Here is a 14,882-nt window from a genome sequence, read left to right on the forward strand (position 1 = left end):
GCTCAGGCGGATTCGAAGCCGCTCAGCACATTGACCACGTTGATGCCGATCTCTTCCACCGCGTAGCCCCCTTCGAGCAGGAAGACGGTGGGCAGCCCAAGCGCGGCCAGGCGCCGGCCGATATCCGGGTAGTCCTCACTTTTCAGCGTGAAGCTGCTGATCGGGTCGTGCTCGAAGGTGTCCACTCCCAGCGACACGACAAGCAGCTCGGCGCCGGACTGACCAATGCGCGCCAGACCTTCATCGAGGGCGGCCGACCAGCGGGCATAGCCGGTACCGGGCGGCATAGGGTAGTTGATATTGAAGCCCTCGCCCCGGCCGCTGCCGGTCTCATCGGCGTGCCCCAGGTAGTAGGGAAAGCAGTGCAGGGGATCGCCGTGCAGCGAAACGACGATCACGTCGTCACGGGAATAGAAGATTTCCTGGGTGCCGTTTCCATGGTGGAAGTCGATATCCAGCACCGCTACCCGCGAGAGGCCATGCTTGAGGGCCTGATCGGCGGCAATGGCCGCGTTGTTGAAGAAGCAGTAGCCGCCGAACTGATCCGACGACGCATGATGGCCCGGCGGGCGACACAGACCGAAGCTCGGCTCGCCGGTCTTGAGGGTATGGCCCAGCGCCGACAGGGCAATGTCCTTGCTGATATCGGCGGCTTCGAAGGTATTGGCACAGATCGAGGTCTCACCGGTCTGGGCGTAGTAGCCGAGCCGCCCCTCGATATGCTCGGGGACCCGCGTGCCGGGCATGGAGCGGGACGGCCAGATGTTGGGGATCGCCTCGCCCGCCATGCCGATGGCTTTCCACTCCTCCCAGCAGCTGGCCAGGAACTCCACGTAGGCGGCATCATGCACAGCCAGCACGGGCTCGAGACCATAGCGAGTCGGTGCCTGAACCGCACCAAGCCCGGTCGCCCGCACCCGCTCTAGCACCAGGTCGACCCGCTCGGGGCACTCGAAGGGGGCGACCAGCAGCCCTTCGTTGAGCTCGGTCTTGGCACGACGCAGCTTGGTTGCCTCGCTGTGGAACGTGATCATGACGACATCTCCTCGGGATGGTCCGCTTGACCTTGCCATGCCCATGGCCGGTGTACCAGCCCAGGCCCCTCAACGTCTGGGACGCAGCGGCAGGCGAGGACCAGGAATGCTAGGTCATGGACTCACCGTAGCTCTCGAGCAGCACCCTGCCCCGCTGGCGAAGGAAGTCGAGCACCCTGGCCTGCTTCCAGTCGTTGCGATAGACCAGCCCGAAGCTGAACGCCATGGCCGGCGAGAAAGGCCGCATGACCACCCCATCCCGGGGGGTGAGCTGGTCCTGGGCAGTAATCGGATTCATCACGGTAATGCCGACATGGCTGGCCACCAGCGCCGTGATGGTGCCGATATTGGCCTCCGTCTTGCCGGCGATCTGCACGCGATGCTGACTGGTCAGCTCCAGCAGTGGGTTGGTACTGATGCTCGGCTGGTTGCTGATCACCAGGTGCTGGTCGCGCAGATCCTCCACCTCGACACACCCCCTCATCGCCAGGGGATGCCGTTCTGGCACCAGGCAGACCGCCTCGGTGGTAAACCAGGGGTCCACCTGCAGCACCCGCGAGGTAATGGGCAGTGTAACGAAGCCGATGTCGGCATGGCTCGACTCCACGGCAAGTTGCACCTCATGGCTCGACATCATGTCAAGGCTGACGCTGAACTGCCGGTTCTCCTCCAGTAGCGCGGCCACCAGCCGGGGCACGAAGCCGAACGACAGCCCGGGAATAGCGGCGATGCGCAGCCGCGATGTACCGAACTCCTTGAGCGCCAGCACGCTATGTCGCAGCTCCTCGATATTGCCCATCAGACGCAGGATCTCGTCATAGACCTCCCGCGCTTCCGGGGTCGCCACCAGGCGATTCTTCTCTCGCAGGAACAGCTGGATTCCCAGGTTTTCCTCAAGTTGCGCCAGTGAGCGACTCACCCCCGACTGGGTGATCCCAAGCGTGCGTGCCGCCTGGGAAGCGGTACCCGCTTCATACAGTGTCTTGAAGATCGCCAGCGACTTGAGCGAGTGGATGTTGACATCAGCCATGACTGCAACTCATCGAATTCGATAAAAAGATCATATATTGAAATACTTGTTGATCGCTACTTAGACTGCAGAGACCCGTTTACAAACACATAACGACAACGGACGCTGCAATGGACCCATCTCCCCTTTTCTACCAGGCCGGTCCGGCCCTGCCCGAAGTCAGTCATGCCCGGGGCGTCTATCTGTGGGACGAAGCCGGACGGGAATATCTCGACGGCTGCTCCGGCGCCATTTCCTGCAACCTGGGGCATGGTCGCCGTGACATCCGGGATGCCATGCTCGCCCAGCTCGACCGGGTGGCCTTCACCTATCGCACCCAGTTTGAAAATGCTCCCGCAGTGGCCCTGGCCAAGGCCCTGGTCGGCTTGACGCACGATCAACTGCAAAAAGTCTTCTTCGTCTCCAGCGGCTCGGAGGCGGTTGAATCGGCGCTCAAGCTGGCACGCCAGTACTTCGTTGCCTCGGGTGAACCAGAGCGGCGCCGCTTCGTCTCCCTTCGCCCCTCCTATCATGGCAGCACCCTGGGGGCACTGGGCGTAACGGGCTATCAGCCGTTGGAAGCGCCCTTCACCGACATCACCATCGGCTCGCTCAAGGTGGCCGGCCCCGACTTCTATCGCCATGCCGATGCTGACGACACCCTGCATGTGGAGCGCATCCTCGCCGAGACCCGCGCTGCCATGGAAGCGGCGGATCCCGACACCATCGCGGCCTTTATCCTTGAGCCCGTGGGCGGCGCCAGCACTGGTGCCCGAATGCTCGGGCAGGCCTATCTCGAGGGCATTCGTGCCCTGTGTGACGAGTTCGGCTGCCTGCTGATCCTCGATGAAGTACTGACCGGCGTCGGTCGTACCGGCACCTGGTTCGCCTATCAGCACTATGGCGTCACACCGGACCTACTGGCCACCGCCAAGGGGCTTGGCGCCGGCTACTACCCGGTGGGGGCGGTACTCGCCCGCGCCGACATCGTCGAAGCCGTCATGGGCTCTGGCGGCTTCCAGCACGGGCATACCTACGCCGGCAATCCACTCGCCTGTGCCACCGCGCTGGCGGTGGTGGAAGCCATACAGCGCGAAGGCGTACTCAGCAACGTGGCCGCACGCGGCTGCGAACTGGAGGCTGGACTCGAGGCACTCAAGGCCCGCTTCGCCTGGGTGGGCGACGTTCGTGGCCTGGGGCTGCTTTGGGGGGTGGAGCTGGTCGCCGACAGCGATACCAAGGCGCCTTTCCCCGCCGAGCAGAACCGTTTTGCACGGATAACGGCGCTGGCCAAGGAGGAAGGCCTGCTGATCTATCCGCGACGCACCCTGGATGGCGTTGCGGGCGACCATTTCCTGGTCACCCCGCCACTGACCATCGACGCCGCTGATACGGCCGAGCTGCTCGCCCGGCTCGAGCGTGCCATGGTGCGCTTCGACCATGAGTTGAGCGCGGCGGCGCCAGCAAATGCACTGACCCCCTGATCGCCAAATGGAAAAGGCTCTTTCATGACGCTACTCAACCAGAAATATTGCCTCATCGAGGAGGCCATAGCCGCTATCCCGGATGGCGCCTCGATCATGATCGGCGGGTTCGGCTCACCGGGCACGCCCTTCGCCCTGATCGACGAACTGCTGGACCAGGGGCAGCGCGATCTCACCCTGATAAAGAACGATGCCAATGAACCTGGTATCGGCATCAGCAAGTTGATCGAGGCCGGCCGCGTCAGCCGCCTGATTACCTCGCACATCGGACTCAATCGAGTGGCCATCGAGGCAATGAACCGAGGCGAGCTCCATGTAGCGATGCACCCCCAGGGGCTGCTGGCAGAAAAGATACGCAGCGCCGGGGCCGGTCACCACGGCTTTCTCACCGACATCGGTCAGGGCACAGAGATTGCTGCCGGCCGCCGTGAAATCGAAATGGACGGCCGCAGATGGGGCATCGAGCCGGCACTCTATGCCGACTTCGCCCTGGTCCACGCCGAGCGCGCCGACCGCTATGGCAACCTGATCTACCGCGCCACCGCGAGCAATTTCAACCCGCTGATGGCCATGGCCGCCGATATCGTCATCGCCCAGGCCTACCGGGTCGACGAACCCGGCAGCCTGCCACTCGAAGCGGTCCATACCCCCTGCGCCTTCGTCAGCCAGGTGGTCCAGGTCGCTCCCGCCACCAGCGAACAGGGGAGGCGCGCCCATGTCGGCTGATCAGCAACGCATACTCGCTCGCGCCGCTCGGGAAGTGATACCGGGCCAGATCGTCAACCTGGGCATTGGCCTGCCCACCCGGCTGTTTCACTACCTGCCGGACGAAATGGAAGTGCTGGTGCATTCGGAGAACGGCGTGCTGGGCTCTCGCCCGCGCAAGGACGGCGAGTCACCAGACTACGACATGATCGATTCCGGGGGCGCCTACATCGCTACCCGCCCCGGCGCCAGCGTATTCGACAGTGCCATTTCCTTCGCCATGATCCGTCGCAGTCGGGTAGACCTCACTTTCATGGGTGCCTTCGAAGTGGATGAGCTTGGCAACCTGGCCAATTGGAAGATACCCGGCAAGTTCTCGCCGGGCATCGGCGGCGCCATGGAACTGGCACAGAAGGTCAAGCGCCTGGTGATCCTCTGCTCGCACAACGACAAGCACGGCAAGCCCAAGATCCTGCAGCGTTGTCGTCTCCCGCTCACCGCCGAGCACTGCGTGTCACGCATCATCACCGACAAGGCGGTGATGGACGTGACCCCGGAAGGTCTTGCCGTGGTGGATATCGCCGAGGGGCTTGGCATTGATGAGCTGCGTGGGGCCACCGAAGCCAACTTGATTATCGACGAGCGTCGACTGGGGAGGTTCTGATGCTGACCACCACCGAGAAGCGCATCGTCGAGCGCTGCGAGGCGCTGATGGACGACACCCTGGCGCTGACCCGCGACCTGGTGCGCGGCTACAGCGTACTGGGCGAGGAGCATGGCGCGCTCGCGACCATGGAACGCTGGTTCGAGCGTCTCGAGCTGCCGGCCACCCGGGTACCGCTTGACGCCCCCGGCTTCGCCGAGCACCCTCACCGCGCTCCAACCGAGTGGTCGTGCGACGGACGCTACAACCTGGTGTCCCGGCTCAACGCCGGCGCCAGCGGGCCACATCTGGTCTTCAATGGCCACCTGGACGTAGTGCCCGCCGAACCCCTCGACATGTGGACCCGACCGCCCTGGGAACCCTGGGAGAAGGACGGCTGGCTCTATGGCCGTGGCGCCGGCGACATGAAGGCCGGCATCGCCGCCATGGTCATGGCCGTGCAGGCGGTACGCGAGGCCGGCGTTCCCATCGACTTTCCCCTGTCCCTGCAGACAGTGATCGAGGAGGAGTGTACCGGCAACGGCGCACTGGCCTGCCTGCACCAGGGGTATAGCGGTGACTTCGTGCTGATTCCGGAACCCTTCGGCAGCCAGATCTATGCTGGCCAGGTGGGCGTACTCTGGTTTCGCATGCGCATCGACGGCGTGCCGGCCCACGTGCTCGACACCCGCGCCGGCAGCAACGCTATCGAAACGCTGATCGAGTACCTGCCCGCCTTCAAGGCGCTGGAGAACGAGATCAACGCGCTGCCGCGTCAGGCGCCCTACGACAGCCTGGATAGCCCCTTCAATCTCAGCATCGGCAAGATCGAGGGCGGCAACTGGGCATCCAGCGTGCCGGCCCATGCCGTGCTCGAAGGCCGCGTAGGGTTTCCGCCCGGCATGACGCCCGATGAAGCCATGAACCGCGTTCGCCGGTGCATCGAGTCTCGCCATACCGAACTCGCCGATGGCAGCCCCGCCCCCCGGGTGGAATTCCACGGCTTCCGCTCCGAGGGCTTTCTGGTCGACCTCGAAACGCCAGGTATCGAGCTCCTCTCCCGCTGCCATCAGGACCTGCTCGGTGAGCCACCGAGGACCTATCTCTCCACCTGCACCACCGACCTGCGCGCCTTCCACGTCAGCGGCGAAATCAATGGCACCTGCTACGGCCCGGTGGCCCAGCGGATCCACGGCGTCGACGAGTGCGTGGAGATCGACTCGATTCGACACGTTCTCACCACCTATGCCCTGTTCATTCACCGCTGGGGAGAGCTAGCCGGTGCCGGAGGAAACACAACATGAGAGATGTCTACCTGGCCGACTACGCTCGCAGCGCCTTCACCCGCGCCCACCCACGCAAGCCCGAAGTGGACAGCTGGGCCGGGACTCGCGGCGATGCCCTGCTTGCCTTGGTGATTGATGCCCTGCTCGACCGTAGCGGTATCGACCCGCAGGTCGTGGAAGACCTAAGCGTCGGCTGCGCGCTGCCGGTCAAGGAGCAGTGGAATTTTGGCGGCCGCTACCCGCTTTGGCTTTCTCAGCGCCTGGGTCCGCATAACCATCAATGCGCCACCCGTCAGATCGATCAACAGTGTGGCTCGGGGCTTGCTGCCCTGCGCAGCGCCGCCCGCGAGATACAGGCAGGCGCCGTGGACGTGGCTATCACCGGGGGCTTCGAGAACATGACCCGGGTACCCATGGGCCCCGCCCTGTTCAAGGAAGGGGTACTGACTTCACCCGAGGCGCTGAAGGATGCCGAATGGCTCGAGCTCGAGGTGGCGCTGAACATGGGCATCACCGCCGAACGCCTGGCCCAGGGGGCCGGTATCGAGCGTGATGAAATGGATGCATTCGCGCTGGAGTCCCACCGCCGTGCTGCCCGGGCCGAGGCCGACAGCCATCTCGCCGGCGAACGACTTACGCTGACCAACCCAGCCGGGGAGGTCATCGACCGGGACGCCAATATCCGCCCCGATACCAACCTGGAAAGGCTCGCCGGACTCGATCCGGTCTTCCTCGAAGGCGGCCGGGTCACCGCCGGCAACAGCTCGCCGCTCACCAGCGGTGCCGCTGCGTCAGTCGTGATGTCCGCAGCTGCTCTCGAGCGCCATGGTGCCAAGCCGTTGGCCCGTATTGTCGCCATCGCCGACGTGGGTGTGCGCCCCGGACTCATGGGCGCCGGGGCCGCTGCGGCGGCGGAACAGGTGCTGGCGCGTGCCGGGCTGGTCGCCTCACAGATCGATGCCTGGGAGATCAACGAGGCCTTTGCCGCCGTACCGCTACATGCCATGCGCAAGCTCGGACTGGACCCAGGCCGAGTCAACGTCTGGGGCGGCGCCCTCGCCCTGGGGCACCCCCTTGGGGCGACCGGCATACGCCTGGCCGGCACTCTGGCACGGATACTCGCCCATCGCGGCGGCCGCTACGGCTGTGCCACCGCTTGTGTGGGCGGAGGACAAGGGATTGCGGTGATTCTCGAGCGGCTATAAGCCGTCGGCAATGCTCGCAAATGGCCACATCGATCAAGCACAGATAACAGGAGGTGAGAGTCCAGCAAGGCCCGCATCTGCTGCCTTTGCGTGAGGAAACATCGAAGCATGTCGCGACACGATGGTGTTGCAAACCCACAGAAATAAACCAACCTTGAAAAGGAATCGACATGACAATTCACAAGAAGTCCTTCCATCGTCCTCTTATTGGCGCCTTGACGCTACTTGGGGTTATTTCCTTTGCCAGCATGAGCGCCCAGGCGCGAGATTTTTCCGAGATTCAAGCCGACGTCTTTCAGGTGGCCAACTCTGGCGCCTACCCCCCCTTCAGCTATGTCGATACCGCCGGGAACCTTGTCGGCTTCGACGTGGATATCGCCGAAGCGCTGGCAGACAGGATGGGAGTCGACGTCAATATCCAGACATCGCCGTGGAACGGCATCGTCGCCGCCCTGGCAGGCGGCCGCTTCGACGCTTGCATCTGCAGCATGAGCGTCACGGAAGAGCGTGAGCGCGCCGTCGACTTCACCGACAGCTATTACAGCTCGGGGCTCTCCATCTGGGTCAGGCAAGAGACCGATGACGTCAACAGCATCGAAGACTTCGCCGGCAAGCGGGTGGGTTCAACCCTGGGTGAAACGGGCAACCAATGGGCCACCGAAAACAGCAACGGAAACTGGCGCAACCAGACATTCCAGGGCTTGCCCGACATGCTTAACGGGCTCACCACCGGACGAATCGACGTCATGATCGCCGATGACATCCCCGTTTACGTGGCGCTCAATGATCAGGAACTCCCCATCAAGCAGGTCGAAGTCGGGGAGCTACCCAGTTGGCCTGCCGCCATTGCCATTCAGAAGAACAAGCCTGAGCTGAAAGAGGCCCTGAACACGGCACTGGCCGAGATCAGGGAAGATGGTACCTACCAGGCAATCGTCGACAAATGGATCGGCGAAGGGGTCCAGTTCGACTGACAGTCGTGAACAGCAGGGCGCAAGCCCTGCTGATTTCCATCCCATTTTTATTACAACGACAGAGTCTAGGGGATCATGGATATCAATCTGATGATCGAAATATCGCCGTTGCTGGTGAAGGCGGCCTGGGTAACCGTCGATATATCGGCTCGAGCCCTGTTTTTCGGCTTCTTCATCGCCTCCGCGCTGGTGGCACTGCGAAGCTCACGAATTCCCCCCATCCGCTGGCTGGCACGCGCCTACATCAGTGTCGTTCGTGGCACGCCCTATTTCGTCCAGCTGCTGCTGGTCTTCTATGGCGGACCCGCCATCGGCCTGCGCCTGGACCCCTTCACCTGCGGCGTGGTAGTGGGCGCCTTCAACATCGGTGCCTACATGAGCGAGGCCATTCGCGGCGCCATCGAGTCGGTAGACAGCGGGCAGAACGAGGCGTCGCGGTCGCTGGGGTTTGGACGCTTCGCAACGCTTCAGCACATTATCATGCCTCAGGCTGCCAGCTTGATGATTCGCTCCATCGGTGTGCTGGCCATTATCCTGGTCAAGAACTCATCACTGGTGTCCATCATTTCGGTCGTCGAGCTGACCTACCAGGCCCAGCGCCTGATCGGCTCCACCTACAAGCCCCTGGAAGTCTTTGCGCTGAGCGCCCTGATGTATATCGTCATCATCTATGCGGTCATGGGGATCGTTGAACTCCTATACCGTCGTGCCACGCGATACACCTATTTATAGAAACGCCAGGCAATCAAAGAGTCAGGCAATAAAACAAACAGGGTAAGCCGCCATGGAATTTGATTTCAGCCCCGTCATTACCTACTTCCCTACTCTTATAAAGGGTATAGGGGCCACGCTTCTGATTGGCCTGGTGGTCGCCATCATGTCAATTATCGGCGGACAGATCGTCGCCGTGATAACCCTCTATACGAGGAAAACCGTTAACTGGCCGCTGCGCTTCCTGATCTGGCTATTCATGACAACGCCGCTGCTTCTCCAGCTGTACTTTCTCTACTTTGGCATTGGTCAATGGATATTGATTCCGGCCATCGTGGTAGGCGTTCTTGGCCTCGGCTTTCACTATATGGCCTACAATGCCGACATCTTCATCGCCACCATAAAGTCGGTCTCGAGAGGTCAGTATGAAGCGTCGCGTTCATTGGGATTTAGCCATATCGCCACCATATTTTACATTATCCTGCCACAGGCGCTCTATCGCGCCACACCCCAGCTCGGCAACAACATGATCATCATGGTCAAGGATATCTCGGTGCTCTCCGCCATCGGTATCGCCGAGCTGGTGTACCTTTCACAGTATGCCATCAGCGTGACGTTTCGCCCCTTCGAGTTCTATATCACGATCGCTGTCATTTACTACTTGATCAACGTACTGATGGAAATCGGACAATCCTGGATAGAGCGCCGCGCCGCCTACCGCCGCTAGCCCTTCCCTAACGAGGACCTGACATGACACACGCGAAAGACACGCCCATGGTGGAGCTAAAGGGAGTCAAGAAACGATTCGGTGACCTTGAGGTACTCAAGGGGATCGACCTCAAGGTCGAACGCGGCAAGATCATATCCATCATCGGACCATCAGGGTCCGGAAAAAGCACGCTGCTACGATCTATCAACAACCTGGAAGTGATCGATGAGGGCAGCATCCTGCTGGATGGCATGCAGGTCAACCGGCCAGACTTGAAGGGACTTGCCTTCGAGCGCCATATCAACCATATACGCCAGAACATGGGCATGGTATTCCAGCACTTCAATCTGTTCCCTCACCTTTCGACGCTGGAGAACGTGACGCTTGCACCGAGAAAGCTGAAAGGCATGGATGCAAAAAGTGCCCGTGAGCTGGGCATGGAGCTACTCGAGCGAGTGGGGCTGGCGGACAAGGCCTCCGTCTACCCCAGCGCCCTGTCGGGCGGGCAGAAACAGCGTGTCGCCATTGCCCGCGCCCTGGCCATGCGCCCCAAGGTCATGCTCTTCGACGAAGCCACCTCGGCCCTGGATCCGGAGCTGGTGGAGGAAGTAAACCAGGTGATGAAGGGGCTAGCCGAGGAGCACATGACTATGCTCATCGTCACCCATGAGATGGGCTTTGCACGTGACGTCTCTGATTGGGCAATGTTCATGGACGGCGGCGTCGTAGTGGAAGCGAACACCCCCGACCACTTGTTCTCCCACCCTGACGAGGAGCGCACCCGCAACTTCTTGCGCAAGCACCTGGGGGCCCAGGCACAGACACAAGGGCAAGCTTGAACCGCAGGTCATCGAAGCCGAATGGAATATGCTCTTGCCGGTAAGAAGCGACATAAGCGAAGAAGGAGGCCATAGGCCTCCTCTCTTGTATATTCGGCAATGCCTTATTCAGGCGCAGTCGGCGGCACCCGAACCGAACATGTCGAAAAGCAGCTCGCGTCCCAGCGAGGTGAGTACGAACCTGCCGGACTCATTGTAGGAAGCGGCTTCGCTACGCTCCAGCACCTGCTGGCAGGCAGCCCAGTCGCCAGACGCCTGGGTGAGGTTCTGGATGGCGCTCCGATCCAGGCCTCGGTGAGGAACGGTAACTGTCTCCAGAACGTGTCCATGGCGGTAAAGGAGTGCGGCCATGTGGGAAATACACTGGCGCAAGCTTCTCTGGATACCAGCGGCTGTGGATGTTTCGTCGGTCATGATGCCTTGTGCTCCTCTCGCAAGAGTTTGCTGCAGCGCATTATACCAATCGAAATGGCTTGCGACCATAGTCTATTGCGACGAAGGTCGAGAGCCTGGCACGCAAAGGGCCATGACCGGCCTGCAAGGCGCAGTCAGCCGCTATCGCAAGGAAAAGCGCAAACGAGAGAGGAAAGAAGGCACCCAAAATGGAGGCAGCCCCGACAGCCACATCCCGGCACACGCGACCACCACTACCGTTGCTCCCTTCCGGGCCTGGCGGGGTTTGCGGCTTAGCGTTGCGGGAGGACCGACGGGGCCACCACTGCACGACATCTGCTGCATGAACTAGGCTAGTAAGACAGCCTGGTGGGCAGTGCCGAACTCGGCGTGGCATCAATGGCTTGCCGAGTGCGGATGCACTATACCAGCGGCCAGGCGGGCCAGCAAGAGCGGCCTCGCCGCCTTGGGCTCGACCATGCTAAGCGTTGACGATTCGTGTAGGGTGGATGGGAAAACGACGACGAAGAACACGACACCGCCAGGAGGCGTATCATGAACAAGGACACCAACAAGGGCTATATTGCACTACTCGGCTGGAGCCTCAGCGCCATCGAAGCCGCAGAGAATTTCGATCGCCGCTACATAGTGGTCGCCCCAGACTGGGCGGAGGAGTATTGCACGAAGCACGACATTCCCTATGTTCCCTGGAATTTCGAGCGCCTCAACGACCGCTCAATGGAGATCGCGGAAACGCTGAATGAGATGGGCGTCGATGTGGCCATCCCCCTGTTCGAGGAAACCGTCGAATGGGCCGGTGCCATCAACTCCCTGCTCATGGACAAGCCGCGCCTATACGGCCAGTCGCTGCTGCTGCGTGACAAGGCGCTGATGAAGCGCCGCGCCCAGCTTGGCGGCATCCGCGTTGGCATTTTCGAGGAAGCCCACGACAAGGGCGATGTCATCCGCTTTCTCAAGCGGGTCAACCAGACCCTGCTCAAGCTCGACGGCGACCCCAACGACCCCATCCACCTCAAGGCCTTCGACAAGGCCGGCTGCCTGGGCCATCGGGTGATCCGCACCCCGGACGAAGTCGATACCATTCCGGACGAAGAATTCCCGGTTCTGATGGAGTCGCACCTGGACGGCTGGGAGTTCGCCGTCGAGGCCTGGATCCACAACGGCAAGATCGCCTTTCTCAACATCTCCGAATACGTGACCCTGGGCTACTCGGTATTCGTGCCGGCCTCTCCGGAACTCGAGAGTTACCGTCCGCAGATCACCGCTCAGATCGAGAAGCTGATCAAGGCCTTCGATATCGACTTCGGCCTGATTCACCCCGAGTACTTCGTCACCAGCGACGGTGAGATGTACTTCGGCGAGGTCGCCTATCGCCCGCCGGGATTCAAGGTGTTCGAGCTGCTGGAGCGGGTCTACGGCTTCAATGCCTATCAGGCCAGCATGCTGGTCTTCGACCCCAAGACCACGCCGGATGAGGTCAAGGCCTTCTTCCCCAGGGAAGTGGAAGATGCCAAGTGCTACGCCGGTTGCTTCGGGGTGTATCCACGTCGCCGCGTCGTCAGCCGCCTGGAGATTCCGGAGGAGGTCGAGGACGATCCCTACTTCGAGTCCCATGAACTGACGCCGCCCATGGAGGAGACCGTCACCAAGCGTACCGCCTTCGGCACCCACTGGGGGCTGATCTACTTCAAGGGCGACGAGGCGGCACGCATGAAGGAACTGCTCAAGAACATGGAAGAACTTGATTTCTATGTCTGATCAAGGCGTCATGTGCACAATGACAGCCTGAAAAAGGAGTCGGCGTGACCACGCACCGACACACGCAAGAAATGAGCACCTCGCCAGCAGGCGACGACAAGCTTCAAGGCCTGCTGGCGAAGCTCGACGAGGCGACCACCCTGCTCGCGCAAGCGCGCGCGTTCACCAAGCCGACGAAGCTACCCCGCGTGCTGGATACCGCACGACGGGTGCTGATGCAGGAGGGTGGCGCCGCCGAAGTCGAGGCCCGCTCCCAGGCACTGGAGGAAGCCGGCGTCTTCGCCGGCTCAGACTGGGATACACCGCAGTACCTGCTGCCCTCCCTGACCACCCATGCCCTCAAGAGTGCCGATCCCAACATGGTGGTGATCGAGTCGCTGAGCGAGCTGCGCCTGGTGGCGGTGGCCAAGGGCGACTATCTGCACCCCCTGATATCCGCCGAGCAGGCCCACCACTACCTGACCCAGGTGCTGGCGCTCAACCTGTGGCTGCTGTTCAGCGCTCCGAGCGAAGCCGAGCGCGAAACCCAAGGACGACTGGCCCAGATACCACGCCAACTGTTTCGTCACCTCGCCGATCGCATCGGCTACGAGCACATCATCGACAAGCTGATCGAGGAGATCTGGCGCATCCTCCAACAGCGCCCGATCCAGGTCGATTCGGTCAAGCAGATGATCACCCAGATCGCCATCTGCCAGGCCGATCCGTCGATCGACCTGGGGATCAGCGGTCAGGGCGCTGACCGCCTGGTCAGTTCGCTGTTTGGCCCTACCCAGGCGTGTCGGGAGGATCCAGGCGTCGAGGTCTACCGCGAGCGGCTCTCCAGCATGGACAACTCGGCCCTGCAAAGCGAAGCCACCGGCTTTGCCCGCGCCATGCATGATACTGGCCTGGCGTCGGCCTACCATCCGGTGCTGATCCGCCACCTGCTCGATCACGGCGATCATCTGGTAGCCGAGGCCCTCGGCCTCTCCTCGACCGGCAGGGACTGCCTGCTCTGCTATCGCGAGCTGGTACATGCACTGATCCGCGGTGCCGTTCACCCGGCAACGCCCCAGGCGGTCTATGGCCTGGCGCTCATGCTCGAGCGCGGCATCCTCTACCAGCCTCCCGTGGCGCCGGCCATGTGGCGCCAGCTGGGCCTCTCGCTCTCCGAGTGGTCCAAGTCGCGGATCGAACTGGCCTATGGCGACGCGGTCTCGCCGCGAGCCAGGTTGCTCGAAGGCGTGCTCTGCATGCTGGGGCTGCCGCTGGGTGTGGGCCAGGGCAACAACCCCACCTGCCAATCGGCGCGCGCCTTGTCGATGTGGGCCTACAACGACCCGGACTACCTGCTGCAGATGGTCGCCTGGGCCGCTCGTGACGACGAGATCATCATGCACTTTGAAGGCATGCCCCTCTCGTCAATGGCCAGCCTGGAAGGAGTCGCCAAGGAGCTGCCGGTGGACCTCGACCCCGTCTCCCTGCTGGTGGTTCCGCACCTGGATCGCATCTATGCCGAGATGGGGCGGCGCTGCATCGGGCGCGAGGGGGATCCCCACCGCTGGGTCAATCCCGAGTTCCACGGCTGGTGGTCCGGCCGCGGCTTTCGCATCAACGTCGATGTGGCAACGGGGCAGCTCCACGACCTGGACGCCTTCCTGCGCCATTTCTACGCCAGCTACCACCCCTACTACAACGGCAACCAGCCCCTGATCCACCCGCAGCCTGCCGGCATCGCCGTGACCGACAGCGCCGCGCGATTCATCGGCTGGCACGCCATTACGGTGCTGCGTGTCACGCTGGACCCCAGCGATGTCATGCGGGCCTATTTCTACAACCCCAACAACGACAGCGGCCAGGACTGGGGCGATGGCATCAAGGTCAGTACCGCCGGCAATGGCGAACGCTTCGGCGAGGCGTCCCTGCCCTTCGAGCAGTTCGCCTCCCGCCTCTACATCTTCCACTACGACCCGCTCGAGCGTGGCGAGCTGCACAAGATCACCCAGGAAGAACTCGACCAGGTGATCGGCTACATCCACCGCAGCTGGGGCTCCGACCGTATCCCGCCAACGGAACTCCAGGCCGACGAGGGACCACGCCCCCCGTCGTAACGTCCGGTTGCGATACCC

14 protein-coding genes and 1 other RNA gene are annotated in these 14,882 nt (G+C 62.2%); 11 read left to right on the top strand and 4 right to left on the bottom strand.

The genetic code is table 11. The annotated features are described in order from the left end of the window. Window positions 1-2: 2 nt before the first annotated feature. Together KZO25_RS15060 and KZO25_RS15065 are read right to left on the bottom strand one after the other, a co-directional pair. A complete protein-coding gene (locus KZO25_RS15060; RefSeq protein ID WP_223137581.1) occupies window positions 3-1,034 on the bottom strand; it encodes a histone deacetylase family protein in 1,032 nt (343 codons plus the stop codon). A 109-nt stretch (window positions 1,035-1,143) separates the two neighbouring features. Next, on the bottom strand, window positions 1,144-2,064 hold the full coding sequence (locus tag KZO25_RS15065; protein ID WP_066449919.1) for a LysR family transcriptional regulator: 921 nt from the start codon (window positions 2,062-2,064) through the stop codon (window positions 1,144-1,146). 110 nt (window positions 2,065-2,174) lie between these two features. On the opposite strand from KZO25_RS15065, the gene KZO25_RS15070 reads away from it, so the two are divergent. The 9 genes from KZO25_RS15070 (at window position 2,175) to KZO25_RS15110 (ending at window position 10,599) form a co-directional block, all read left to right on the top strand. Further along, complete coding sequence (locus tag KZO25_RS15070; protein WP_223137582.1) at window positions 2,175-3,527, top strand: aspartate aminotransferase family protein; 1,353 nt, start codon at window positions 2,175-2,177, stop codon at window positions 3,525-3,527. 24 nt (window positions 3,528-3,551) lie between these two features. Next, window positions 3,552-4,253, top strand: a complete 702-nt coding sequence (locus KZO25_RS15075; RefSeq protein WP_066449925.1) for a CoA transferase subunit A — start codon at window positions 3,552-3,554, stop codon at window positions 4,251-4,253. Beyond that, the gene (locus KZO25_RS15080) at window positions 4,243-4,896 is read left to right on the top strand and encodes a 3-oxoacid CoA-transferase subunit B (RefSeq protein WP_066449931.1); all 654 of its coding nucleotides are present in this window, start codon (window positions 4,243-4,245) and stop codon (window positions 4,894-4,896) included. Before KZO25_RS15075 ends, KZO25_RS15080 begins: the two co-directional genes overlap by 11 nt. After that, the gene (locus KZO25_RS15085; protein WP_223137583.1) at window positions 4,896-6,179 is read left to right on the top strand and encodes an ArgE/DapE family deacylase; all 1,284 of its coding nucleotides are present in this window, start codon (window positions 4,896-4,898) and stop codon (window positions 6,177-6,179) included. The genes KZO25_RS15080 and KZO25_RS15085 overlap by 1 nt, the downstream gene beginning before the upstream one ends. After that, a complete protein-coding gene (locus KZO25_RS15090; RefSeq protein ID WP_223137584.1) occupies window positions 6,176-7,366 on the top strand; it encodes an acetyl-CoA C-acyltransferase in 1,191 nt (396 codons plus the stop codon). The genes KZO25_RS15085 and KZO25_RS15090 overlap by 4 nt, the downstream gene beginning before the upstream one ends. Before the next feature lie 170 nt (window positions 7,367-7,536). Continuing rightward, a complete protein-coding gene (locus KZO25_RS15095; RefSeq protein WP_223137585.1) occupies window positions 7,537-8,340 on the top strand; it encodes a transporter substrate-binding domain-containing protein in 804 nt (267 codons plus the stop codon). Between the two features lie 75 nt (window positions 8,341-8,415). Then, window positions 8,416-9,072, top strand: a complete 657-nt coding sequence (locus KZO25_RS15100; RefSeq protein WP_223137586.1) for an amino acid ABC transporter permease — start codon at window positions 8,416-8,418, stop codon at window positions 9,070-9,072. 52 nt (window positions 9,073-9,124) lie between these two features. Further along, the gene (locus KZO25_RS15105) at window positions 9,125-9,778 is read left to right on the top strand and encodes an amino acid ABC transporter permease (protein WP_223137587.1); all 654 of its coding nucleotides are present in this window, start codon (window positions 9,125-9,127) and stop codon (window positions 9,776-9,778) included. A 47-nt stretch (window positions 9,779-9,825) separates the two neighbouring features. After that, the gene (locus KZO25_RS15110) at window positions 9,826-10,599 is read left to right on the top strand and encodes an amino acid ABC transporter ATP-binding protein (protein ID WP_223137627.1); all 774 of its coding nucleotides are present in this window, start codon (window positions 9,826-9,828) and stop codon (window positions 10,597-10,599) included. A 108-nt stretch (window positions 10,600-10,707) separates the two neighbouring features. Here KZO25_RS15110 and KZO25_RS15115 read toward each other — a convergent pair whose 3' ends face one another. Next, entirely contained in the window at window positions 10,708-11,013 is a 306-nt protein-coding gene (locus KZO25_RS15115) for a hypothetical protein (RefSeq protein ID WP_223137588.1), read from the bottom strand. Between the two features lie 198 nt (window positions 11,014-11,211). Then, window positions 11,212-11,308, bottom strand: an RNA gene (ffs, locus tag KZO25_RS15120) — signal recognition particle sRNA small type. A 239-nt stretch (window positions 11,309-11,547) separates the two neighbouring features. On the opposite strand from ffs, the gene KZO25_RS15125 reads away from it, so the two are divergent. Both KZO25_RS15125 and KZO25_RS15130 read left to right on the top strand, forming a co-directional pair. After that, on the top strand, window positions 11,548-12,771 hold the full coding sequence (locus KZO25_RS15125) for an acetyl-CoA carboxylase biotin carboxylase subunit family protein (RefSeq protein WP_223137589.1): 1,224 nt from the start codon (window positions 11,548-11,550) through the stop codon (window positions 12,769-12,771). Between the two features lie 71 nt (window positions 12,772-12,842). Then, the gene (locus KZO25_RS15130; protein ID WP_223137628.1) at window positions 12,843-14,864 is read left to right on the top strand and encodes a hypothetical protein; all 2,022 of its coding nucleotides are present in this window, start codon (window positions 12,843-12,845) and stop codon (window positions 14,862-14,864) included. Window positions 14,865-14,882: the final 18 nt, after the last annotated feature.

This window comes from Halomonas sp. ANAO-440 (assembly GCF_019915905.1).
Classification (GTDB): domain Bacteria; phylum Pseudomonadota; class Gammaproteobacteria; order Pseudomonadales; family Halomonadaceae; genus Halomonas; species Halomonas chromatireducens.